This is a genomic window from Stappia sp. BW2 (assembly GCF_008107695.1).
Taxonomy (GTDB): domain Bacteria; phylum Pseudomonadota; class Alphaproteobacteria; order Rhizobiales; family Stappiaceae; genus Roseibium.
This window is the reverse complement of the sequence record NZ_VIRG01000058.1, coordinates 221,033-243,718: the sequence shown is the minus strand read 5'-3', so window position 1 is coordinate 243,718 and position 22,686 is coordinate 221,033. Positions and strand designations below refer to the sequence as shown.

Below are 22,686 nucleotides of genomic sequence, written 5' to 3'. Positions count from 1 at the left end.
AGGGCACGCCAAATTGCGGTTATCCACGATAAATTCTTCTGCAACAGCCCTCAAACGGGTCTGGAGGGCAAAAAAGGCTCCTGGCACTCAGTCGAAAACGTCGGCAACCTGGTCGACACTGGTGCCTTCCTTGATTTCGCGCAGCCGTACGTAGACCAGTGAGGCCAGAATTGCGAGTGGCCCGTTTGCCAGCGCGTTGGTTGCTGCATAGACGGGCAGGGCCCAGGCGAAACGTCCTTGTCCGGCGAAAAGCCCCGCCTGCGGGGCAAAGGCGTAACGTCCTTCCCTGGCGAGAAGCTCCACCGGCAGGGCGCCGGCAAGCGCAACCACGACCGAGTACAGCCAAACCGCCAGCAGGGCCCCGGCAATTTGCCAGCGGTAGGTCTTCGTCAGCGACCAGCTGCGCCGCAGTCCGCCGAACCCGGCGCGCTCAATGACGACTGCGGGCACCAGAACCAGAAAGACCGAGCATCCCCAAAGGGCAAGAAAGGGTAGAGCCACAAGCGGCACGAGGGAGATGAGTGTCGAATCAAAACTGAAGGTAACGATGACGGGTGGCAGGGCTATCAAAAATATGAAGATGAGAAGCAGGCTGTTTTGCAGACAGATCGCCGGGCTTGCCCTGAGCGCCGGCAGCAGATAGCGGGTAATCGATATGGGTCGGTTCAGCTTCGCATCATAGGTCAGCTGCGCCAGACAGGCCGCCATGACAGAAAATACGAGAACATCGATAAAGGCCGTGACAAGATCTCCGTACCCGCCCAGATCGCTGGTGCCGTCCCCTTCCAGACCGAGAGCCGCGTTGATGTCAACCACTGCGATCGTCAGAAATGCTCCGAGCAGACTTATCACGAAGCCGATCAGGAGCACGGGCATGCGGTGCCGGAACGTGATGGAAAAACTGCCGCCTATCAGCGCGCCAACCCCGAGTGACTGACGGGTAAAGCCTTCGCGCGCGCCCTCGTTCTGGTTAACCTGGTCGAGGAAATAGGTCCTCAGGGAGTGATTGTCTTGTTTCTGCAAACTGGTTGGTCCACTGGGTAACTGTAAGTGCGTGAGGGGGCGTGGCTAACGTTCTTCGCCGGACTGGGCGTAGTGTTTGTTTTCCCGTTTGTCACCGAAAAGCTGGCGTTGCTCGAGATGTTCCCGCTGCGCGTTGTAGAACGCCTGAAGGAACGGCAGCCGGTCCACCGGAGGAACCGGTGCGGCATAGCCGATCTTCTTGCGGATCTTCTCCACGATAGCTTCCAGGGTGGCGTTGCGCTGGCGGGCTGCATCGGCTCCGGACGGTGCATTCTGGGCGCGCAGCAGGCTTTCCAGTGTCTGCAGCTCGAACGCGCCATAGTGGTCGAGCTGGTGCGACAGGAAGACGAATTTCTTGCGGTCTGTTCCGGCCGCAACCGTTTCGCTGGCCAGATCTTTCAAGAGCACCGGCACGGGCAGGTGGATCACGTGGGTGCCCGCCATCATGTCACCCAGCCTGCGCCGGTAGCGGTTGAACAGCGGTATCATCAACGCCATGGTGACCCAGGAAAAGGCCGCAAGCGAGGCGAGCGGCGTGGCCGAATCCAGCGTCAGGAGCAGTGTTCCGGGAAGAAAGACCTCCGCCTCTTTCATCATGTTGCGCAGGACAAGCGCACGGGCGGTCAGCGGTCCGCCGTCATGGGAGACCACCTTGATCTTCATCAGGCGCTTGCCGATGGTCTGGCCGTTCCAGGCCAGCTCGGACATTACGTAGTAGGGAACGCGGATCAGGAAGAACAGCAGGGCAGCGAGGGCCATCAGCGTCTGTGGTGACGTGAGGTCCATGATGCCAAGCAGGATCACCAGGCAGACCGCGGCTATCACGGTCAGGACGATATCAGTGAGCTGGGACGCAAAGCGCACGCCAATGCCTGCAATGGGCAGTGTCAGCGGCACGCCTTCCGGCGGGACCAGCGTTGAAGGGGAAGGCTTGTCGGTTTTGGCCCTTTTCCAGAAGCGCACTCTCATCGCCGGCTCCGCCCGCCCAGGAGGAACCAGGATAGCCAGAGCGCGCCGATGCCCCAGCCGATGAACAGCCGGGCGTCACGGTCCTGGACCAGTTGCCGGGCGAAGCCTTCCAGAAGTGCGGCCCCCACCAGCATGATGGCCGCGACAATCGCCAGTTTTACAGCGTCGTGCCCGGCTTCGCGCAGGGCAACGCTGCGGGATCTGTTGCCGGGAAACAGCACCGCGGTTCCCAGTTGCAAGCCGCCGCCGCAGGCGATGCAGATGGCTGAGATTTCCGTCACGCCATGGATCGACAGCCAGCCAACAAGGTCGAGGCCGAGCCCCCTGTCGTAGTGAAGGGCAAGGAAGGCGCCAAGAGACAGGCCGTTGTAGAACGTCAGCAAAATGGCGGGCGCGCAGGCAAAGACGCCAAGCCCGAAAACGAAGATTGCGATCCGGGTGTTGTGGGAGAACAGATAGGTCGCAAACGCACCGAGCCCGCTCGCCTGATCGGTGTCATAGAGAATCGAACGCAGGGAAGTCGTGGTCGCGTCCGGGCCTCTGCCGCCGGCAAGTTCGGACGGCATCATCACGTAGAACCAGTCGTTGTTCTCGAAATAGAGCAGGTAGCCCGTCAGGGCGCCGAGCCCCATGCACAGAAACCCGAGCAGGATATAGAACCAGGACCGGCGGATGGCCCTTGGTGCGCCTTCCCTCAAAAAGCGGCCCAGCAATCCGCCGAGCCGTTCCTGCGGGGCGTAAACACACAGGTACGCGCGCGCCGTGAGCGCTTCCAGGTAGCCGAGCAGAGCCTTGTCGAGCGAGATTTCGCGCGCAATCGCCAGTGAAGTCGTCGCCTGCCGGTACAGCGAGGCGAGATCCCGGGTCTCTGCGAATTCCATGTGCTGAAGGCCTCTGCCTTCCGCCTTGCGGACCAGGGTTTCCAGCTTCTGCCAGTCGGCTTCCCGTTCCTTGCGGAACCGGGCGGAGCGTATCAGATCCTGTGTGTCCATCAGATCAGCTCCCGGGCCTTGATTTCGAGATAGGCGGAAATCAGCCGCGCGGTCACGGCATTCGGTTTGGCGTCAACGATGGTGACCCCCATGCGGGACAGTTTTTCAAACACCAGCCGACGTTCGTTGAGCGCCTGGTTGGCCGCCACAAGCGTCGCTGCGCCATCGAGATCGCCCGGCGCCGTTTCCACCAGCTGTTCCAGGTCCGGATCGCGGATGGCAACGAAAATCAGCAGGTGCCGCTTGGCCAGAATGCCGATGTTTTCCACCAGCAATTCAGCCGAAGTCGTGTCCACGAAATCGGTGAAGATGATCAGAAGGCTGCGCTTGGGCGTGCGGGCGTTCAGTTCGGTCAGGGCCAGGGTGTGGTTGGTTTCGCGGTTGACATAGGAAAGCTCCGCCGTCCAGCTGCGCAGCCGCGCAAATGCCGCGCGGCCAGCGGTGGGAGCCGAGAAGGTGCGCGGTTTGACGTCGTAGGAATAATAGCCGACCAGATCGCCGCCGATGGCTGCCGCCCAGGCGGTTGCAAGCGCGGCGGTGACGGCGTGATCGATCTTCGGCAGGCCGCCAATCTCCTCGCGCATCAGATAGCCATTGTCGAGCGCGACGATGACATGGTGGTTCCGCTCGGCGCGCAACTCCTTGGCAACAAGAGAGCGGCGCCGCGCGGAGCGTTTCCAGTCGATGGTCTTGATGTCCATGCCCTGAACGAAATCGCGAAGCTGCTGGAACTCCGATCCCTCGCCGACGGCACGGTTTTCCTTCACGCCGTAAAGCGTCGACAGCACCGTGGTGGTGATCTGCCCGGATTGCACCATCCGGATGTTCGGGACAACGCGGATTTTTGCCCCGACGGCCAATTTCGGCACGAATTCCAGCAGTTTGAGCCGGGAGCGCCAGATCAGCCAGAGATGATCGACATTCCAGACGCCGCGCCGGATCGCCCGGCAGGCAACTTCCACCCGGGCAGAGCCGGCCGCTGCCGGGGCAAAGTCGAATTCCGTGACGCCGCCAAGGCCCTCTGGCCAGTCGATTGTGCCTTTCAGACCCTGCGGGGCCCGATCAAGATCCAGTTCCAGCTTTGCGGTCTCGCCGACGAAGACCTCTGCCGGGGCGTTGAAGGTCAGGTTCTTCGGCCGCCGAAGCGACAGCACCAGATCAACGACGACCAGGAGCACGAGCACGACCCAGGGCACCGCGCTGATTTCACGCGCAGCGCCCCCGGTGACAACCGTGATCACCGAGATGGCCAGAGCCACCGCGCCAAAGGCGAGCAGTCGTTTGGACGGCCGGATCAGCGGGGGGCCTCAATCTGGTTGAGAATGTTTTCCAGGACCTGCGCCGTGCTGCGGCCTTCGATCTCCGCCGCCGGGCCAAGGACGATCCTGTGGCGAAGCGCCGGAACGAACAGGCGTTTGACGTCGTCGGGAATGGCAAAGTCCCGCCCGTTGAGCGCCGCCGTTGCCCGCGCCGCACTTGCCAGCGCATCGGCCGCGCGCGTCGAGGCGCCGAAGGCAATCTCGGAGCTTTCGCGGGTCGCGCGGATCAGGCGCAGGATATAGGCCAGGATATCGTCTTTCAGGATGATGCTGTCGACCAGCGCTCTTGTTTCCTCAAGAGTGGAGGAATCGAGCACCTTGGTCAGCGAGGCGGTTTCCATGCCGGCTTCGAGCGGCTTGTCCGCATGCTGGCGCAGGATTGCCATTTCGATGTCTTCCGGCGGAAAGTCGATCACCAGCTTGAACAGGAACCGGTCAAGCTGCGCTTCCGGCAGGGGATAGGTGCCCTGCTGCTCGATCGGGTTCTGCGTCGCCACGACGATGAATTCCCGCCCAAGGGAATGATCCGTGCCGTCGATGCTGACCATGCGTTCGCTCATGGCCTGCAAAAGGGCGGCCTGGGTCTTGGGCGGAGCGCGGTTGATTTCGTCGGCCAGCAGGACCTGCGAGAACACCGGCCCCTTGGTCAGCACGAAGGTGTTGGTGCTGAAATCGAAGATCGAGGTGCCGAGCACGTCGCCGGGCATCAGGTCCGGCGTAAACTGGATACGGCCGAAATCGAGCGCGAGCGCCGCCGAGAAGCTGCGGGCAAGCAACGTCTTGGCTGTGCCGGGAGGGCCTTCCAGCAGCACGTGGCCGCGGGCAAACAAGGCGATCAGCAACAGGTCGATGATATCATCCTGGCCGAGAACGGTTCGGCCGATCTCGGTCCGCAAGGCATCGGTCCGTTCGCGCAGCGCTTCAAGCGTCATGAGTTATTTGCTCCAATACCTGTTCCAATTGGTCGATATGCTGGATGGCTTCCGTGGCTGGAAGCCGGGCAGGCAGTTTTCGAATGTCGGCGAGGATCGCCCGCAGGCGTGGCGCGAGGGCCGGGTGCCGGCGTTCGGTAAAGGTCAGAAAGGCGTCTTCACCGGCGTAGTGACGGGCATGGGCCGGGCCGAACAGAGCCGACGCGGTTGCCGAAATGCGGGCGGTCGCATATTCGCGGACGAGGGCGCCATCCTGTCCGGAAAGCCGCATCAGCCGCGCACGTGCCAGAACCGCCAGATCCTTGCCATTGCCGGGGCCGGCCTCTTCGTCGCGTATGGGGCCGTAGCGGATTAAACCACGCCACAACGCCAACCCCAGCAACAGCGCAGCGCCAAGCCAGAGGGCCCGGAAGGGTGAGCCGAAGAAACGCAGCAGGTCGTCCCAGGTGCGTTCGCGCCTGGGTTCGCTCACGGGGTCGCGCAGCCAGGAGTACCGGCTGTAATCGATGACGATGTTCCGGGTGCCGGCCTTTTCGGTCAGCACATCAAGCGCAATTCCGGCATTCTCTCCCAGCCGCAGGCCGTGGTTGTTGATCAGGTCCGGATCGGACAGCACCAGGATGCGCTCTTGTTCGGCAGTATCGTCTTCAGGGTCCGCGAGCGGGCAATCGGCCAGCAGCATGGCGTCGGTGTCGCCGACGATCGGGCGGCAGCTTTCGTTTGCGAAGGTCTGGGCGGCATAAATCTCTGCCCTCAGGGTTTCGCCTGTTTGTGACCGGTACCGGAAATCGGTGAAGGGACGGTCCGACGCGCCAATCTTTGTGCCGCGCGTGCCGGTGATCTTGTCGACGATGGTCTGCAGGCGATTCGCCTCAACCTTCAGTGCGGGGTGGGCAAGACCCGTCAGGCGCATGCCGCTGCGCCATTTCGGCAGCACGAGCAAAGTCGGCACACGCTCGGCCTTTGCGGCAATGACGGCGGTTTCCAGATCGTATTCGTCCTGCTGTTGCAGCAGTTCTTCCTTGGTGCCCGGGGTGCTGCGGTCGGTTTCCGGCAGCGTATCGTAAAGCGGCACCACCAGCAGACCGACCGACGTCTGGTCCATCAGCCAGCCACCGGCAAAATTCTGGGCGCTGGCGCCGTTTTTCACCAGCCATACCTGAAGCCCGTCCAGCCCGGCGGGCGATCGGCGCAAACCCTGCTGGCGCTGGGACAGGATGTACCAGCCGGCCAGCAGAACCGCGACGCAGATCACCGCGATGACCGCAGCTTCAAGGCTGGGGCCTTTTGCTTTCGTGTTTGCCGTGCTCTCGCTCATGTCGCCTCCGGTCCGAGCAGGTAACGGCAGTTCGCGACATGATCCTTGAACTCGTCCTCACTCACGTCCCTGCCGCCAAACTGCACCCGTTCGGCCATCGTCACGAGTTTGCGCAGAAGCTCCCTGCCCTGGCTTTCGGGTAACTGGCGCAAGGCGTCGCGCGCTGTCCAGCTGCGCTGCATCAATATGCCGTTGGCCGCAATGGCGGTGGCCAGCACCTTCTGTGTCAGCAGCACCAGCGCCCTGCGCCGGTCCTGCATGCGCAGGATCTCGTCGAGCGGAGCCAGCTTTTCCGCCCAGACGGGGGCCTGCCCGCGTATCTTGGGGCGGGTGCTGTCCGGATTGCCGGCCTCACGGCCGAGCGACACCGTCAGCCGCCCGCCGAGGCGCAGGAAGAGATAGGCGACGGCCAGAAGGATGCCGCCAACGATCAGGCCAGGGATCACGCGATTGTTGCTGCTATCCGATTGCGGCTTGTCCTCCGCCGGTTTCGGCGGCTCCTGCTCCGTGTTCAGTTTGGGGGGCGGCGCGGAGGGATCGAAATAGGTCACGTCCGTATCGATCCCGCGCAGGCGGATCGCACGCAGGTATTCCTCGCCCGAGTCGCCGATTTCCATCGGTTCCTGAACGGCTTCCTGTGCATAGGTGGGAAGCGAAGTCCCTGAAAGGATCAATAAAAAACAGACGAGCGAAAATCGGCGCATGCCGGATCTATTAGCCGCTCGACCTGACCTGCGCAACCGACAGCTTTCGCCAAAGTGACGTTAGGACCACTCTCGCTAATTTCGGCGCACGCCTTGCCGGGGCGGGATGACCGCAGGACGGCAGGCTTTTGCAGTGCACACCAACCAAAACGGGCCCCGAAGGGCCCGCTGAATTCTTGTGTGATTAATGGTTGCCGGCTTCAGCTCGTGACGAGGTTCCGCAGCACGTAGTGCAGGATGCCGCCGGCCTTGATGTATTCCAGCTCGTCCAGCGTATCGACGCGGCACAGGCACTCGATGGTCTTGGTGGTGCCGTCCTCATAGGTGACTTCCACGTCCATCATCTGGCGCGGCTTGATGTCGGCGATGCCCTTGATGGTCACGCGTTCCTTGCCGGTGATGTTGTGCGACTGCCAGCTCTCGCCTTCCTTGAAGGTGAGCGGGACAACGCCCATGCCAACCAGGTTGGAACGGTGGATACGCTCGAAGGACTGGGCGATGACCGCCCGCACGCCAAGGAGATTGGTGCCTTTTGCGGCCCAGTCACGGGATGAGCCCGTGCCGTATTCCTTGCCGGCGAAGATGACCAGCGGAACGCCTGCTTCCTTGTATTCCATGCAGGCGTCGTAGATCCATTCCTTCTTGCCGTCCTTCATGGTGACGCCGCCTTCGACACCCGGAACCATCTGGTTCTTGATGCGGATGTTGGCGAAGGTGCCGCGCATCATGACTTCGTGGTTGCCGCGGCGCGAGCCGTAGGAGTTGAAGTCCTTCTGGGCGACCTGGTGCTCGGACAGGTAGGTGCCTGCCGGGCTGTCCACCTTGATCGAGCCGGCCGGAGAAATGTGGTCGGTGGTGATCGAATCCAGGAACAGGCCCATGACCGCCGCGTTGTCGATGTCCTGAAGCGGCTTCGGCTCCATGGTCATGCCTTCGAAGTAGGGCGGGTTCTGGACGTAGGTCGAGGATACCGGCCAGGTGTAGGTCAGGCCGCCTTCCACCTTGATGCCCTGCCAATGTTCGTCGCCCTTGAAGACGTCGGAATAGCGGGTGCGGAACATTTCCTCGTTGATAGACGCGCGGATCAGGTCGGTGATCTCTTCCGTGGTCGGCCAGATGTCCTTCAGGTAGACCGGGTTGCCGTCCTGATCGTCGCCGAGGGGGTCTTCGGTGATGTTGATGTTCAGGTTGCCGGCAAGGGCATAGGCGACCACCAGCGGGGGCGAGGCCAGATAGTTGGCGCGCACATCCGGGTTGACGCGGCCTTCGAAGTTACGGTTGCCGGACAGCACCGAGCAGGCAATCAGGTCGTTGTCGTTGATCGCTTTGGAAATCGACGGATCCAGCGGGCCGGAGTTGCCGATACAGGTGGTGCAGCCGTAACCGGCCAGCGTGAAGCCGAGTGCGTCGAGGTCGTCCTGTACGCCTGCCTTTTCCAGATAGTCCGTGACCACCTGAGAGCCGGGGGCGAGCGATGTCTTTACCCATGGCTTCACCTTCAGGCCCTTCTTCAGCGCGTTGCGGGCCACAAGGCCGGCACCGATCAGAACGGACGGGTTGGAGGTGTTGGTGCAGGAGGTGATGGCGGCGATCACGACGTCGCCGTTGCCGATGTCGTAGTCCTTGCCTTCAACGGCAACGCGCTTGGACTGTTCGTCCGCCTTCTTGAACTCTTCGGTCATTGTCTTGGCGAAACCGGCTGCGGCGTCGGCAAGGTTGATGCGGTCCTGCGGACGTTTCGGGCCGGAGATCGCCGGAACAACGGTCGAGATGTCCAGTTCCAGCGTGTCGGTGAAGACCGGCTCCTCGGCGCCCGAACGGTACATGCCCTGTGCCTTGGCGTATTCTTCAACCAGGGCCACACGGTCCTTGTCGCGGCCGGTGGCTTCCAGATACTTCAGGGTTTCCTTGTCGACCGGGAAGAAGCCGCAGGTCGCGCCGTATTCCGGCGCCATGTTGGCGATGGTAGCCGAGTCTTCCAGAGACAGGTTGTCGAGGCCGGGGCCATAGAATTCGACGAACTTACCGACAACGCCCTTCTGGCGCAGCATTTCCACAACGCGCAGCACAAGGTCCGTCGCGGTGATGCCCTCGTTCAGCTTGCCGGTCAGCTTGAAGCCGATGACTTCCGGGATCAGCATGGAGATCGGCTGGCCGAGCATGGCGGCTTCCGCTTCGATGCCGCCGACGCCCCAGCCCAGAACGGCAAGGCCGTTGACCATGGTGGTGTGGCTGTCCGTGCCCACCAGCGTATCCGGATAGGCGATGGTTTCGCCGTCCTCGTCCTTGGTCCAGACGGTCTGGGCCAGGTATTCCAGGTTCACCTGGTGGCAGATGCCGGTTCCCGGGGGAACGGCACGGAAGTTGTTGAAGGCGGACTGGCCCCAGCGCAGGAACTCATAGCGTTCGCGGTTGCGCTCATATTCCAGCTCGACGTTCTGCCGGAAGGCGTCCTTGGTGCCGAAGTAATCGATCATCACCGAGTGGTCGATGACGAGGTCGACGGGAACCAGCGGGTTGATCTTTTCCGGATCGCCGCCAAGCTTCACGGCAGCGTCGCGCATGGCGGCCAGGTCGACCACAGCCGGAACGCCGGTGAAATCCTGCATCAGCACGCGGGCCGGGCGGTAGGAGATCTCGTGATCGGACTTGCGGGTCTTCAGCCATTCGGCACAGGCCAGAATGTCTGCCTTGGTCACCGTGCGGCCGTCTTCGAAGCGCAGCAGGTTTTCAAGAACCACCTTCAGCGAAGACGGCAGTTTGGAAACGCCTTCAAGGCCGTTCTTTTCCGCTTCGGGAATGGAAAAATAGGTGTAGGTCTTGCCGCCGGCGGTCAGTGTTTTCTTACACTTGAAGCTGTCGAGGGACTGGGTCACGACTTGCGATCTCCTTCATTGTCCAAAAGGCCCGGGCCGTGTGTGTATCAGTGCCCGGCATACTCTCTCTCAAGGCTGCGGACACGAAGCGCAGCGCTGCGTGGTCCGTCATCCTTCCGCGCGGGTACGATGAGAGCCTCTCCCTCAGTCGACGCCGCAAATTGATGCGCCGCACCTATAGCAACCTTTGGCACCAATCGCCAGTCATGTCGCCGAAGCCGCTGTCGATACTTCGGGTGAAGTTTCAGCGTCTTGAACGGCGTCTTCCGGAGATCGGAGCCGGGAAACACCTTCGAAAAACCAAAGGTGCGGCCCGGGGTGCGGGCAGATGCGTCATTCGGTATATAGGCATCATTTATTGGATGGGAAGATATTGCATACCATTGTATACTGAATTAAAACGCCGCTCAGCCAGCTTGTTCCGGAGCGTCAGTTCGACTGCGAACCGGAGTTCAAGCCTGATCCAAACCGAGGACGCCGGGACCACCATGAGCTTGTATGAAGACTACCTGAAAGAGATCGAGACCCGTAAAGGCCAGGGCCTGCATCCCAAGCCTATCGAAGACGGGGCTCTTGTCGAAGAGATCGTCGCCCAGATCAAGGATACCGGGCACAAGCACCGGCAAGAGTCACTCAAGTTTTTCATCTACAACACGCTGCCGGGTACCACGAGCGCGGCCGGCGTGAAAGCGCAGTTCCTGAAAGAGATCATTCTCGGCACCTCTGTCGTTGACGAGATCAGCCCGGCCTTCGCGCTTGAACTTCTGTCCCACATGAAGGGCGGTCCGTCTGTCGAGGTTCTTCTGGATCTGGCGCTTGGCGACGATCCGCAGATCGCGATGAACGCGGCCGAAGTGCTGAAGACGCAGGTGTTCCTTTATGATGCCGATACGGATCGCCTGAAGACCGCCTATGAAGCCGGCAACGAAATCGCCAGCGATATTCTGGACAGCTACGCCAAGGCCGAATTCTTCACCAAGCTTCCGGACGTGGACGAGGAAATCAAGGTCGTCACTTATGTTGCCGCCGAAGGCGATATTTCCACCGACCTGCTGTCTCCCGGCAACCAGGCGCATTCGCGCTCCGACCGTGAGCTGCACGGCAAGTGCATGATCTCCGAAGCCGCGCAGAAGGAAATCGAGGCGCTCAAGCTGCAGCACCCGGACAAACGCGTGATGCTGATCGCGGAAAAGGGCACCATGGGTGTGGGCTCCTCGCGCATGTCCGGTGTCAATAACGTGGCGCTGTGGACCGGCAAGCAGGCAAGCCCCTATGTGCCGTTCGTGAACATTGCCCCGGTCGTTGCCGGAACCAACGGCATTTCGCCGATCTTCCTGACCACTGTCGGCGTGACCGGCGGCATCGGCATTGACCTGAAGAACTGGGTCAAGAAGCTGGACGAAAGCGGCAAGCCGATCCTGAACAATGACGACAGCCCGGTTCTGGAGCAGAAATATTCCGTCGAAACCGGCACGGTGCTGACCATCAACACCAAGAGCAAGAAACTCTATAACGACGCTGGCGACGAAGAGCTGGCTGATGTGTCTTCCGCGCTGACCCCGCAGAAGGTCGAGTTCATGAAAGCCGGTGGTTCCTACGCCATCGTCTTCGGCAAGAAACTGCAGAGCTTTGCTGCAGAAACCCTCGGCATCGAGACACCGCCGGTGTTCGCACCCAACAAGGAAGTGTCGCACGAAGGCCAGGGCCTGACCGCGGTTGAAAAGATCTTCAACCGCAACGCTGTCGGTGTCGCGGAAGGCAAGGTGCTGCATGCCGGTTCCGATGTTCGTGTGAAGGTCAACATCGTCGGTTCCCAGGACACCACCGGCCTGATGACTGCCCAGGAACTGGAAGCCATGGCGGCCACGGTGATTTCACCGACCGTCGACGGCGCCTACCAGTCCGGTTGTCACACGGCGTCGGTCTGGGACCTGAAGGCACAGGCCAACACTCCGAAGCTGATGAGCTTCATGCACCGGTTCGGCGTGATCACCGGGCGCGACCCGAAGGGTGTCTATCATCCGATGACGGACGTGATCCACAAGGTGCTGAACGACATCACCGTGGACGACTGGGCCATCATCATCGGTGGCGACAGCCACACCCGCATGTCCAAGGGCGTTGCCTTCGGCGCGGATTCGGGCACGGTCGCGCTGGCACTGGCCACCGGTGAGGCAACCATGCCGATCCCTGAATCCGTGAAGGTCACCTTCAAGGGCGCCATGAAGGATTACATGGACTTCCGCGATGTCGTCCATGCCACGCAGGCCCAGATGCTTAAACAGTTCGGTGACAACGTCTTCCAGGGCCGGATCATCGAAGTTCACATCGGCACGCTGCTGGCCGACCAGGCGTTCACCTTCACCGACTGGACCGCGGAAATGAAGGCCAAGGCCTCCATCTGCATTTCCAACGACGAGACGCTGATCGAATCCCTGGAAATCGCCAAGAGCCGTATCCAGATCATGATCGACAAGGGCATGGACAATGCCAACAAGGTTCTGCAGGGGCTGATCGACAAGGCCGACAAGCGCATTGCCGAAATCCGCTCCGGCGAGAAGCCGGCCCTGACGCCGGACGACAACGCGAAATATTTCGCGGAAGTCGTGGTGGATCTGGACCTGATCGACGAACCAATGATCGCCGACCCGGACGTGAACAACGAGGATGTTTCCAAGCGCTACACCCACGACACGATCCGCCCGGTTTCCCATTATCGTGGTGAGAAGAAAGTGGATCTCGGCTTCGTCGGCTCGTGCATGGTTCACAAGGGCGACATGAAGATCGTCGCGCAGATGCTGAAGAACCTCGAGAAGGCTGGTGAGAAGATCGAGTTCAAGGCACCGCTTGTCGTGGCCGCGCCGACCTACAACATCATCGACGAGCTGAAGGAAGAAGGCGACTGGAGCATTCTGCAGAAATACTCCGGCTTCGAATTCGACGACAGTGCGCCGAAGAATACCGCCCGGACCGAATACGAGAACATTCTCTATCTGGAACGCCCGGGCTGTAACCTTTGCATGGGCAACCAGGAAAAGGCCGCCAAGGGTGACACGGTGATGGCAACCTCCACGCGTCTCTTCAAGGGCCGCGTCGTGGAAGACTCCTCCGAGAAGAAGGGCGAAAGCCTGCTGGCCTCGACGCCGGTTGTGGTTCTTTCGGCCATCCTTGGCCGGACGCCAAGCCTCGACGAGTACAAGACTGCCGTTGAAGGGATCGATCTGACCAAGTTCGCACCGCCGAACCAGAAGCCGCTCGACGCACGTTCGGTTCACTTCTAAGAGCAAGCTGAATCTACTCAGAACGCAGATGCGGCAGGGCCGCCCGATCGATGCCGATCGGGCGGCCCTGTCGTACTCGCGGGCCGGGTTGCGGTATTGAAAGCGCCGGGCATTGTCCTGTGGCGGGAAAACGTGTTCCATGGAGACGGCCGGGAATTGCGGCCGATTTCTCGAAGTGATTTCACGGGGGCTTTCATGACGTGCCGCATGCCCGCAGTTGTTTTTCTTCTCGCCGGATCGATCCAGGGGGCTCTGGCAGATCCGTGTCAGGATCGGTTCACGGAGCTTTATCTGCAGCTCGACCAGACGACGCCAACCAAGACCCAGGTGACCACCGCCTTCAAGGGTGTACCACCGACCACCAATGACTTTTTCTATCTGTCGCAGGATCATTACCTGACGGTGCCGACCTCGCCGGAAGGCCCTTGGGTGTTGGGGTACGGCAACGTGCTCTATCAATCCGCCGACCAGGGGTCGACCTGGGAAAAGATCCGCGAGATGGATACGAGCCAGAACGCGGACCAGGCGCGCGCCGACAAGGAGACAAACGCCGCCACCATCCGCAACGCCGCCTGCGGCGAGGAAGAGCTGGACGGTGAAGCCGTGGAGGTGGTCGCAGCGGATATCACCGTCAGCCAGGGCATGGTCACGGAAAACCGCTATACCTACTTTGTCCGCCGGAGCGACGATTTCATCGTCAAGGCGATCTACGACACCAAGGCGCCGTCGTTCGAGATGGTGACCACCCAGCAGATCGAAAAAGCGACCGGGTTAAACCTGCCGGTGCCGGAGTAAGGCAGCCAGGCGGATGGATCGTGCCGCGGACGGCGGTGTACCCGTCGCGCGGTCTCTCGTTCGGTACAACAGGTGTTTCTGGTAAGCGAGGCTCTCCCTACCCAAAGCTGTCATCCCGGGCTTGACCCAGGATCCAATCCCCATCGCGGGGCGTTCGGAAACCTCTATTGTGTTCCCGCAGCCGCTTTGAGCCTTGGACAAGTCTCGAGGCTCTGGAAATGAGCAGGCCCTGAGATCTCGCGATGCTCGCCCGAGGGAGCACTTCTGGGTGGGGCGACGCCCTGCTCGGGGATCCAGACGCTGTCAGGGCCGTCCGGTCGATGCCGATCGGGCGGCCCTGTCGTATTTGTGGGCCGGGTTGCGGCATTGAACGCATCGGGGTGATTGTCTGGCGGCGGAAAAAATGTTCCATGGGGAGCATTGGTAATTTCGACAGAGGTCTTCAGTGCATTTTTACAGGGAAGCTTTCATGACATACTGCGTGCCCGCAGTTCTTTTTCTTTTTCTCGCCGGATCGATCCAGAGTGCCCTGGCAGATCCATGCCAGGATCGCTTCACGGCGCTATATCTGCAGCTTGAGCAGGCAACACCGACCAAGACCCAGGTGACCACCGCCTTCAAGGGTGAGCCGCCGACCACCGATGAGTTTTTCCATGCGCCGCAGGATCACTATATGATCGTGCCGAGCGCGCCGGGACGCCCGTGGGTGCTTGGCTACGACAACGCGGTCTATCAATCCGCCGACCAGGGAGCGACCTGGGAGAAGATCAGCGAGGTGGACCCCCGCCAGAACGCGGACAAGGCGCGGGCCGACAAGGAGGCCAACGCGGCGACGATCCGCAATGCGACTTGCAGCGAGGAAGAGCTGGATGGCGAGGCTGTGGAAGTGGTGGCAGCAGATATCACCTTAAGCCAGGGCATGGTCACGGAGAACCGCTTCACCTACTTTATCCGCCGCAGCGACGATTTCATCGTCAAGGCCATCTACGACACCAGGACACCGTCGTCAGAAAAGACACCGTCGTTAGAGTTGGTGACCACCCACGTCATCGAAAAAGCCCCCGGCCTGAGCCTGCCAGTGCCGGAGTAACAAGGGGCTGCGCGGCGACCAGCCTGTGCATGTGCAAAACCCTGAAGCTCCGGAAATGAGCGGGTCTTGGGATCTCGCGGTGCTCGTCCGGGGTGACACTTCTGGGAGGGCGGCGCCTGGCGTTGATAGACGGTGCCGAACTTCTCCACGGAAATCGGGATCGTCACATTCGCAGAGGCAGCCGCGCCGCTTTAGCCGCGTCCACGATAGGGGGCGACGCCCTGCTCGGGGATCCAGACGCCTTCCGGCGCCGGGCCGGTCTGATAGAAGACATCGATGGGGATACCGCCGCGCGGATACCAGTAGCCACCGATGCGGAGCCATTGGGGATCGAGCAGGTCGACAAGGCGTTTGCCGATGGAGACCGTGCAATCTTCATGGAAGGCGCCGTGGTTGCGGAAGGAGCCGAGGAACAGTTTCAGCGACTTGCTCTCCACCAGAAAATCGCGCGGGACGTAGTCGATCACCAGATGGGCGAAATCCGGTGCGCCGGTGATCGGGCACAGCGAGGTGAATTCCGGTGCGACGAACCGAACCATATAGCCGGTGCCTGCCTGCGGGTTCGGCACCTTTTCCAGAACCGCCTTGTCCGGATCATCCGGCAGTTCGGTGGAAGACCCGAGCTGGGTCAGGTTTTCATAGATGCTCTTGTCGGACATGACTGTCTCCTGAATTCGAGCCTGTTCCGGGGAGGCGCTTTTGCGCTGTCGGCTGACGGGCTCCGTGTTCCTGAATGAGCTCGCAAAGACCCACCTTCGGGCTTTCGCTTCCCTGCGCCCTTAACCTGAGGAGGACCTTCAGGTCCGTCTCGAAGGATGGGTCGCTTGTTCTGTGCGTGCCGCCCATCCTTCGAGACGCCGCTGCCGCGGCTCCTCAGGATGAGGAAGTGAATTTCGAAAGACCGTTCTCTGCGTCGTCATCCCGGGCGGAGATCCGGGATCGGGAGGCAACGGCCTTTTGGTTCTGTTGCGAAGCGATCGATGTGCCGGTTACGCCCCGGTTTCGGCATCGGCCGCTTGTTCGGAGTTTGCCGCCCCTCACTCGAAACAGGCCTCGGCCTTCCTCAGGATCAGGGTGGGAAACAGAAGAGCTTGCTAAACCCCCCGCAAATTACCCCAGATCATCGTGTGAAGCTGGGGCAGGACTGTCGCTGTGTACCATCTGTCGGAGCTAACTCTGTCCACCAGCCAGCGCATGCGCTCCATGATGCCGGACATGTCTATGGTGGCATCGGTTTCCGTGGCTTCCGGCGGGGTGTGATTGCCCGGTTGCAGAAAGCAGCTCAGATGCGGGTAGCGGTCGGAAACGTCCCGCGCAAAGGCATAGTCCGCCTCGTCGAAGACGACGACCTTCAGCACGGTCTGGGTTTCAGGGCCTGCTGCCTCGACGCATTCGGCCAGGCGCTGCCAGTCGGTTTTCATGCCCGAAGAAGGCGGTTTGGGGCTCAGCGTCAGGACGTCGAGATCGGCAAACCAGTCCTTTGCCAGGCTGCCCTGCGTTTCCAGCGCGAACCGGTAGCCTTCCTTCCGGCCGAGCGTGATCAGGCCGCCGAGTGGCTGGATCGCCGGGTTGCCACCGGAAAGCGACACGGTCAGCGGAGTGCCGCCGGACAGGATCTCCACCTGCATCAGAATGGCTTGCGGCGTCATCGGGCACCATTCGCCCCGGTGCGCGCTGTCGACTGCGTGCAGCGTGTCGCACCATGAGCAGCGGTAGTCGCAGCCGCCGGTCCGCACGAACACGGTCGGTTGGCCGATCAGGGCGCCTTCGCCCTGAATGGTGGGGCCGAATATCTCGCTGACCCGGATCTGTTCGATGCTCATGCCGCCCGTGCCCCCGGATAAACGAGAGGACGGAATTCGGCGCAGGTCTTCGGTGTTTCCTTGACGCGCACCGCCGAGGTTTCCGGCCAGCGCTGGCGGCACCAGTTGTAGAAATAGCGCGCCATGGTTTCGGCAGTCACGCAATCGTTGCCAAGCACATCGTTCAGGTGCCGATGGTCGAGCCTGTCGTCGATGAAGCGCTTGAACTCGGACAGTTCGCGGTAATCGCGCACAAAGCCGGTGTCGTTCAACTCTTCCGACATCAGCTCCACCTCGACCACGTAATTGTGGCCGTGCAGACGGGCGCAGGGGTGGTCTTCGCCAAGGCCCAGGATCTGGTGGCTGGCGGAGAAATGGAATTCCTTGGTGATCCTAAACATTGCACGCCTCCTTCCAGAACGCTTCGTCGGCGTAAACCGTCGGATCGATGCCGCCGGCCAGGTGAAAGGCTTCGCGCCGTTCCACGCAAGTGCCGCAGCGCCCGCAGTGAACCTCGCCGCCCTTGTAGCAGGACCAGGTCTTGCGGTAGTCGACGCCGAGCTCCAGTCCCTCGGCGGCGATGTCCGCCTTGGAGGTGTGGACGTAAGGCGTATAGAGGCTGATCTCGCCCATGCCTTCCAGCGCATGGCGCTGCATGGTCTCGAAGCTTTCGGTGAAGGCCGGACGGCAGTCCGGATAGATGAAGTGGTCGCCGCCGTGAACGGCGGTTGCGACCGCCTCGGCACCGCGCGCGCTGGCAATGCCGAAGGCAATGGAAAGCATGATCGCGTTGCGGTTCGGCACAACGGTGATCTTCATGGTTTCCTCGGCATAATGCCCGTCCGGCACGTCCAGATCGTCGGTCAGCGCCGAGCCTGTGAGCTGGCGACCGATATTGGAAATGTCGATCAGGATATGCTCGGTTTTCAACTCATCGGCACAGGCCTTCGCATAGTCCAGCTCCTTCTTGTGGCGCTGGCCATAGTCGAAAGAAACGAGGCCGATCAGCTCATGTTCTCGCGCAACCTTGTGCGCAAGGGTGACGGAATCCATTCCGCCGGAACAGATGACAAGTGTTTTCAACGATGTGGTCCCTTGTTTTCGCTGTTGAACGCCCGTTGAGACGCTCGTCACCGGGTAGGCTGCGACCGGTGGTTCCCTTGTGGGGAACGGCGCGCGTTTTAGCAGGTTTTTGCGAAAAGGGAAGGGTTGAGGCTTCTGGAAATCTCCTCTCTTTGCGCAGGTGCGCCCGTTCGCGCGGCGTTCCGACCTCCGGAACCTTCCTTTCGCGAACGGGTTACCTTGAAGATGGAGTTGCCACTGACATCCGGACGGACGGCGAGTGGCGTATACGGTTTCCTGTGCGTGAGACGGGAGCGTAGTCGGCGCACCAAGGGGAGGAAACTGCCATGAACGCGCATTTCAATCCCTGTGATCCCGCGGCGCAGGTCGGCGCCATAGGGCTGGTCTATGTCAGCGACAGCGAGCCGGGGATCCGGCGTATTCGCCGGGGACGGGGATTTTCCTATCACCTGTCGGACGGCGGTCTTTTGCGGGAAGCGGCGGAGCTCCAGCGGATCAAGAGCCTGGGTCTGCCACCCGCCTATGAGAGCGTCTGGATCTGCACGCGAGCAAACGGACACCTTCAAGCAACGGGCCTTGATGCCCGTGGGCGCAAGCAATACCGCTATCACGCAGACTGGCAGACCTTTCGCACCCACAACAAGTTTGAGCAGCTGGCCGCCTTCGGCAACGCCCTGCCGCGTCTTCGGCGACGGGTGCTCAGGGACCTTGAAGGCGATGCCACGGAGGAGCGAACCGTGCTGGCCGCGCTGTGCATGCTTCTCGACCGCGCACATCTTCGTGTCGGCAACCGGGCCTATGCGGAGGAAAACGGCAGCTATGGTGCAACGACGCTTCTGAAACGGCATTTAAGATTGAAAGGTGATCGGCTAGAGCTTGATTTTACCGGCAAGGGCGGCAAACGGGTGCGGCGTCGCTTGCGTCACCCACGTCTCAGCCGTGTCCTTGAGCAAATTTCCGATTTGCCGGGCCGCCAGCTTTTTGCGTGGCGGGACGGGGACGATCAGCTTCGACCCGTGGATTCCGGCCGGCTGAATGCGTATCTGTCGGAGGTGACGGAACTCGACGTCACGGCGAAGACGTTCCGGACTTGGGCGGGCAGCGTGGCGGCTTACGATGTGGCCCACGAGGCGATTTGCGAAGGCGGCCGCCCCACCATCCGGGCCATGGCAGAAGCATCTGCGGAGGTTCTTTCCAACACTCCGGCGATCAGCCGGTCGAGTTACATTCATCCCGCCGTTATCGCGCTTTCAGAGGACGCATTGCCGGCGAGCGCAAAATGGTTTGCGCGTCAGGATCAGACCAGAGCGGGCCTGAGGGCTGCCGAGGGGCGGGCGCTCAGGTTTCTGGAGCGGTTCAGCGGGGAGACCTGGACCTCTTCAGGCATCTGAAAGTTCCAGGTATTGCGGTTTTGCGAGAAGGCTTTCCGGAAAGCTGATCACACGGAGAACGCCCTTCCCGCGTTGGCGTCAGACCCCTCACGTCACGCCCAGATCGCCATCCTTAGGCCGCGCTCATCCCGGCGAAAGTCCTTGGGGAACGGCTCAGCCTCTCCAAGCAAGATCCGCTCGGCAATCAGGCTGTTGGCGGCGGCATCCAGAAGGTCGTCGCGCCCGCAACCGCGTGGCGGGGCTTGATCAAGGAAGTCCTTCGGCAACCCTTTTGACACCAGCAAGTCACGGCGTTGGTCGAGGCCAGCCGGGTTGGCGCGGCTCTTGACTTTTTTGGGCAGGCTCATTTCCGCTTCGCCGTTGAGGCGCCAGAAGGCAAGTTCCGGGTGAACCTCATGGACACGCACTTCCAGCTCCGGTGTCATCAGTGTGTCGATTTCCCGTATCTTCGGGAACAGAAAGAAACACTGTTTGGAGACTTTCTTTGGCGGGTCGGAGGTCGCAAGGGCCGTGTCGCAGGCCGTTACGTAGTCGTCCTCATAAACGGCGGCCCGGGACGGCACCGTGAAGACAGAGGACTGGCGCATGCCCAGATGTTTGCGGGCGGCCTTTTCCGGGCCGCGGCCGCCAGGGCCCATGCGGTCCGGCAGGCCAATGGGCATGTCGACGGCTATGGTGGAAAGCTGCGGGGTGTAGCCGACGATATCCTCGAAAGTCGGGACGACAATCAGTTTCAGATCGGTAGGAGCATCAAGATTGCGGATGACCGCCACCCAGCCGGCCTTGCAGCCGTCGACACCGGCAACCCATGTGCCTGCACCGTCAGGCACGGGCCTTTGCTTCCAGAACCCGGCGCGAGGTGACGAGGGCCATTGCCTTCACCACGGAGTTCTGTTCCTCGGCAAACAGAAGTTCGTCCGCCCCCTTGCGTACACTGCGGGCAACCAGTTCGAAAACGGAGGCTGAGGCGCGTTTCAGGGCTTCCTCGTCGTTTTGACCGGCGAGCAGGTTGGACAGGAACAGGCCTGCGATCAGGTCTCCTGTGCCGTGCGGCGGATTGGCGATGGCGGCATGTTCGGCAGCAACGGCACCGCGCGGGCCTGCCAGAAGATTGGCGATGGCATTGCGGCGCAGGGCCGGGGACGAGGTCACCATCACGCGCTCGTTGCCGAGGCTGCGGGCCGCTGCGAGCGCCTGCGTTTCGCTGTCGATCTCGCGGCCTGTCAGCCAGCCGAGTTCAAAGGCATTGGGTGTGACCACATCGGCCAGCGGCACAAGCTGGTCGCGGATTGCTTCGGCCGTTGCCGTGGGCACATAGAGGTTGCCGCTGCCGTCATGTTCGTCGCCCATCACCGGATCGCACACGTAAAATGCTTCCGGATTGTGTGCCTTCACTGCCTTGATGAGCGCGGAGATGGGGCCTGCCTGGTCCGGATCGCCGAGATAGCCGGAAATGATCGCCCCTATTTCCGCCAGTTTCGGCGAAGCCGCAAGATCTTCCACAATCGCTGCGAAGTCGGCCGCAGGGGCGACGATGCGTTTGCCCTTGCCTTGTCCGGGATGCCAAGGCAGCAGGATGGTCGGCAGAAACCAGACATCATGGCCGATCCGCTCCAGCGCGAAGGTCAGTCCGCGGCCGCTGATGCCACCGCGTACCACCTGTGACGTGATCACCAGAACCGGCTTTCTCTGTGGCTCGGGAGCGCCCGGCTGCATCATGGGGTCGTGTTCCTTCTGGGGTCAGGCAGCGTCGGAGGACGACTTGCTGCCGGTGCCGTAGCGCTTTTCGATATAGTCCAGAACCATCTGCTTGAACTCGTCGGCAATGCCGGGGCCGCGCAGGGTCATGACCTTCTCGCCGTCGATGAAAACGGGGGCGGAGGGGGTCTCTCCGGTGCCGGGAAGGGAAATGCCGATATCGGCATGTTTGGATTCGCCCGGGCCATTGACGATGCAGCCCATCACGGCGACGTTGAGGCTTTCAACACCCGGATACTGCTCGCGCCACTTGGGCATGGAATCGCGGATATGGCCCTGGATGTCCTGGGCCAGTTCCTGGAAGACCGTGGACGTGGTGCGGCCACAGCCGGGGCAGGCGGCCACCACCGGCACGAAGGCGCGGAAGCCCATCACCTGCAACAGCTCCTGTGCCACCTGCACCTCGCGGGTGCGGTCACCGCCCGGTTCCGGCGTCAGCGACACGCGGATGGTGTCGCCGATGCCCTGCTGCAAAAGGATACCCATGGACGCGGCGGAGGAAACGATACCCTTGGTGCCCATGCCGGCCTCGGTCAGCCCCAGATGCAGGGCGTAGTCGCAACGGCGGGCGAGATCGGCATAAACGGCGATCAGGTCCTGCACCTGGCTGACCTTGGCCGAGAGGATGATCTTGTCGCGGCCCATGCCAAGGCCCTCGGCGCGCTCGGCCGACAGGAGCCCGGACTGGATGATCGCTTCGCGCATGACGGCCGCTGCCGACACCGGATTTGCACTTTCGGCATTCTCGTCCATCAGCTTCGTCAGGAGCTCCTGGTCGAGCGAACCCCAGTTGACGCCGATCCGGACGGCCTTGTCGTATTTCTGCGCGATGTCGATGATCTGCGAGAATTGCGTGTCGCGCTTGGCCTTGAAGCCGACGTTGCCCGGGTTGATGCGGTACTTGTCGAGGGCTGCGGCGCAATCGGGATAGTCGGTCAGCAGCTTGTGGCCGATGTAGTGGAAGTCACCGACCAGCGGCACCGTGATGCCGATCCGTTCCAGCCGTTCCTTGATCCGCGGCACCTGGACGGCGGCTTCCGCGCGGTCCACGGTGATGCGGACGATTTCAGATCCGGCGCGGGCAAGGGCCGCCACCTGTGCAACGGTGGCATCGGCATCCGCCGTGTCGGTATTGGTCATGGATTGCACCACGATGGGCGCATCGCCGCCGACCATCACATCGCCGACCTTCACACCGACGGAGGAGCGGCGGGGCAGGGCTTTCGCGAAATCATCGATCATCACAGGAACCAACAGGTTTTGAGCGTTTGCCCCTCATATGAGGGAACTGGGGCCGACTTTCCAGCGCATGATTAGGGTGTGCGGCAAAAAAGGGCAATGGTAGTGCGAAGC

At 61.6% G+C, this 22,686-nt stretch carries 19 protein-coding genes; 4 read left to right on the top strand and 15 right to left on the bottom strand.

What is annotated here, in order from left to right:
- Positions 1 to 87 precede the first annotated feature (87 nt).
- From FMN63_RS09310 to acnA, 8 genes are all read right to left on the bottom strand, one after another.
- The gene (locus FMN63_RS09310; RefSeq protein WP_148583678.1) at positions 88 to 1,023 is read right to left on the bottom strand and encodes a hypothetical protein; all 936 of its coding nucleotides are present in this window, start codon (positions 1,021 to 1,023) and stop codon (positions 88 to 90) included.
- Positions 1,024 to 1,068: 45 nt separating this feature from the next.
- The gene (locus FMN63_RS09305) at positions 1,069 to 1,992 is read right to left on the bottom strand and encodes an RDD family protein (RefSeq protein WP_148583677.1); all 924 of its coding nucleotides are present in this window, start codon (positions 1,990 to 1,992) and stop codon (positions 1,069 to 1,071) included.
- Positions 1,989 to 2,984, bottom strand: a complete 996-nt coding sequence (locus tag FMN63_RS09300) for a stage II sporulation protein M (RefSeq protein ID WP_148583676.1) — start codon at positions 2,982 to 2,984, stop codon at positions 1,989 to 1,991. The genes FMN63_RS09305 and FMN63_RS09300 overlap by 4 nt, the downstream gene beginning before the upstream one ends.
- Positions 2,984 to 4,225 (bottom strand): DUF58 domain-containing protein, encoded by a 1,242-nt coding sequence (locus tag FMN63_RS09295; RefSeq protein WP_209001036.1) that lies wholly within the window; start codon positions 4,223 to 4,225, stop codon positions 2,984 to 2,986. Before FMN63_RS09295 ends, FMN63_RS09300 begins: the two co-directional genes overlap by 1 nt.
- A gap of 53 nt (positions 4,226 to 4,278) precedes the next feature.
- Positions 4,279 to 5,235 carry an AAA family ATPase gene (locus FMN63_RS09290; RefSeq protein WP_148583675.1) on the bottom strand — a complete coding sequence of 319 codons (957 nt, stop codon included), beginning with the start codon at positions 5,233 to 5,235 and terminating at the stop codon, positions 4,279 to 4,281.
- Positions 5,225 to 6,553: a hypothetical protein gene (locus FMN63_RS09285; RefSeq protein WP_148583674.1), complete on the bottom strand. Its 1,329-nt coding sequence runs from the start codon at positions 6,551 to 6,553 to the stop codon at positions 5,225 to 5,227. Before FMN63_RS09285 ends, FMN63_RS09290 begins: the two co-directional genes overlap by 11 nt.
- Positions 6,550 to 7,170 carry a DUF4129 domain-containing protein gene (locus FMN63_RS09280; RefSeq protein WP_209001035.1) on the bottom strand — a complete coding sequence of 207 codons (621 nt, stop codon included), beginning with the start codon at positions 7,168 to 7,170 and terminating at the stop codon, positions 6,550 to 6,552. Before FMN63_RS09280 ends, FMN63_RS09285 begins: the two co-directional genes overlap by 4 nt.
- A 287-nt stretch (positions 7,171 to 7,457) precedes the next feature.
- On the bottom strand, positions 7,458 to 10,133 hold the full coding sequence (gene acnA, locus FMN63_RS09275) for an aconitate hydratase AcnA (RefSeq protein WP_148583672.1): 2,676 nt from the start codon (positions 10,131 to 10,133) through the stop codon (positions 7,458 to 7,460).
- 488 nt (positions 10,134 to 10,621) lie between these two features.
- On the opposite strand from acnA, the gene FMN63_RS09270 reads away from it, so the two are divergent.
- The 3 genes from FMN63_RS09270 (at position 10,622) to FMN63_RS09260 (ending at position 15,299) form a co-directional block, all read left to right on the top strand.
- Entirely contained in the window at positions 10,622 to 13,414 is a 2,793-nt protein-coding gene (locus tag FMN63_RS09270; protein WP_148583671.1) for a bifunctional aconitate hydratase 2/2-methylisocitrate dehydratase, read from the top strand.
- A 207-nt stretch (positions 13,415 to 13,621) separates the two neighbouring features.
- Complete coding sequence (locus FMN63_RS09265) at positions 13,622 to 14,209, top strand: hypothetical protein (protein ID WP_148583670.1); 588 nt, start codon at positions 13,622 to 13,624, stop codon at positions 14,207 to 14,209.
- A 469-nt stretch (positions 14,210 to 14,678) separates the two neighbouring features.
- Positions 14,679 to 15,299: a hypothetical protein gene (locus FMN63_RS09260; protein WP_148583669.1), complete on the top strand. Its 621-nt coding sequence runs from the start codon at positions 14,679 to 14,681 to the stop codon at positions 15,297 to 15,299.
- 191 nt (positions 15,300 to 15,490) lie between these two features.
- On the opposite strand, the gene queF is transcribed toward FMN63_RS09260, so the two are convergent.
- The 4 genes from queF to queC form a co-directional block, all read right to left on the bottom strand.
- Positions 15,491 to 15,958 (bottom strand): preQ(1) synthase, encoded by a 468-nt coding sequence (gene queF / locus FMN63_RS09255; protein WP_148583668.1) that lies wholly within the window; start codon positions 15,956 to 15,958, stop codon positions 15,491 to 15,493.
- A gap of 435 nt (positions 15,959 to 16,393) precedes the next feature.
- Complete coding sequence (gene queE, locus FMN63_RS09250) at positions 16,394 to 17,122, bottom strand: 7-carboxy-7-deazaguanine synthase QueE (protein ID WP_148583667.1); 729 nt, start codon at positions 17,120 to 17,122, stop codon at positions 16,394 to 16,396.
- Positions 17,119 to 17,502 carry a 6-carboxytetrahydropterin synthase QueD gene (queD, locus tag FMN63_RS09245; protein ID WP_148583666.1) on the bottom strand — a complete coding sequence of 128 codons (384 nt, stop codon included), beginning with the start codon at positions 17,500 to 17,502 and terminating at the stop codon, positions 17,119 to 17,121. The genes queE and queD overlap by 4 nt, the downstream gene beginning before the upstream one ends.
- Positions 17,495 to 18,184, bottom strand: a complete 690-nt coding sequence (queC, locus tag FMN63_RS09240; RefSeq protein ID WP_148583665.1) for a 7-cyano-7-deazaguanine synthase QueC — start codon at positions 18,182 to 18,184, stop codon at positions 17,495 to 17,497. Before queC ends, queD begins: the two co-directional genes overlap by 8 nt.
- Before the next feature lie 326 nt (positions 18,185 to 18,510).
- On the opposite strand from queC, the gene FMN63_RS09235 reads away from it, so the two are divergent.
- Positions 18,511 to 19,575, top strand: a complete 1,065-nt coding sequence (locus tag FMN63_RS09235; protein WP_148583664.1) for a DNA topoisomerase IB — start codon at positions 18,511 to 18,513, stop codon at positions 19,573 to 19,575.
- 92 nt (positions 19,576 to 19,667) lie between these two features.
- On the opposite strand, the gene FMN63_RS09230 is transcribed toward FMN63_RS09235, so the two are convergent.
- Genes FMN63_RS09230 through ispG form a run of 3 tightly spaced genes read right to left on the bottom strand, consistent with a single transcriptional unit; the run spans position 19,668 to position 22,575 of the window.
- On the bottom strand, positions 19,668 to 20,405 hold the full coding sequence (locus FMN63_RS09230; protein WP_148583663.1) for a DUF429 domain-containing protein: 738 nt from the start codon (positions 20,403 to 20,405) through the stop codon (positions 19,668 to 19,670).
- Entirely contained in the window at positions 20,398 to 21,294 is an 897-nt protein-coding gene (gene pdxY, locus FMN63_RS09225; RefSeq protein WP_148583662.1) for a pyridoxal kinase, read from the bottom strand. Before pdxY ends, FMN63_RS09230 begins: the two co-directional genes overlap by 8 nt.
- 21 nt (positions 21,295 to 21,315) lie before the next feature.
- A complete protein-coding gene (ispG, locus tag FMN63_RS09220) occupies positions 21,316 to 22,575 on the bottom strand; it encodes a flavodoxin-dependent (E)-4-hydroxy-3-methylbut-2-enyl-diphosphate synthase (RefSeq protein WP_148583661.1) in 1,260 nt (419 codons plus the stop codon).
- Positions 22,576 to 22,686: the final 111 nt, after the last annotated feature.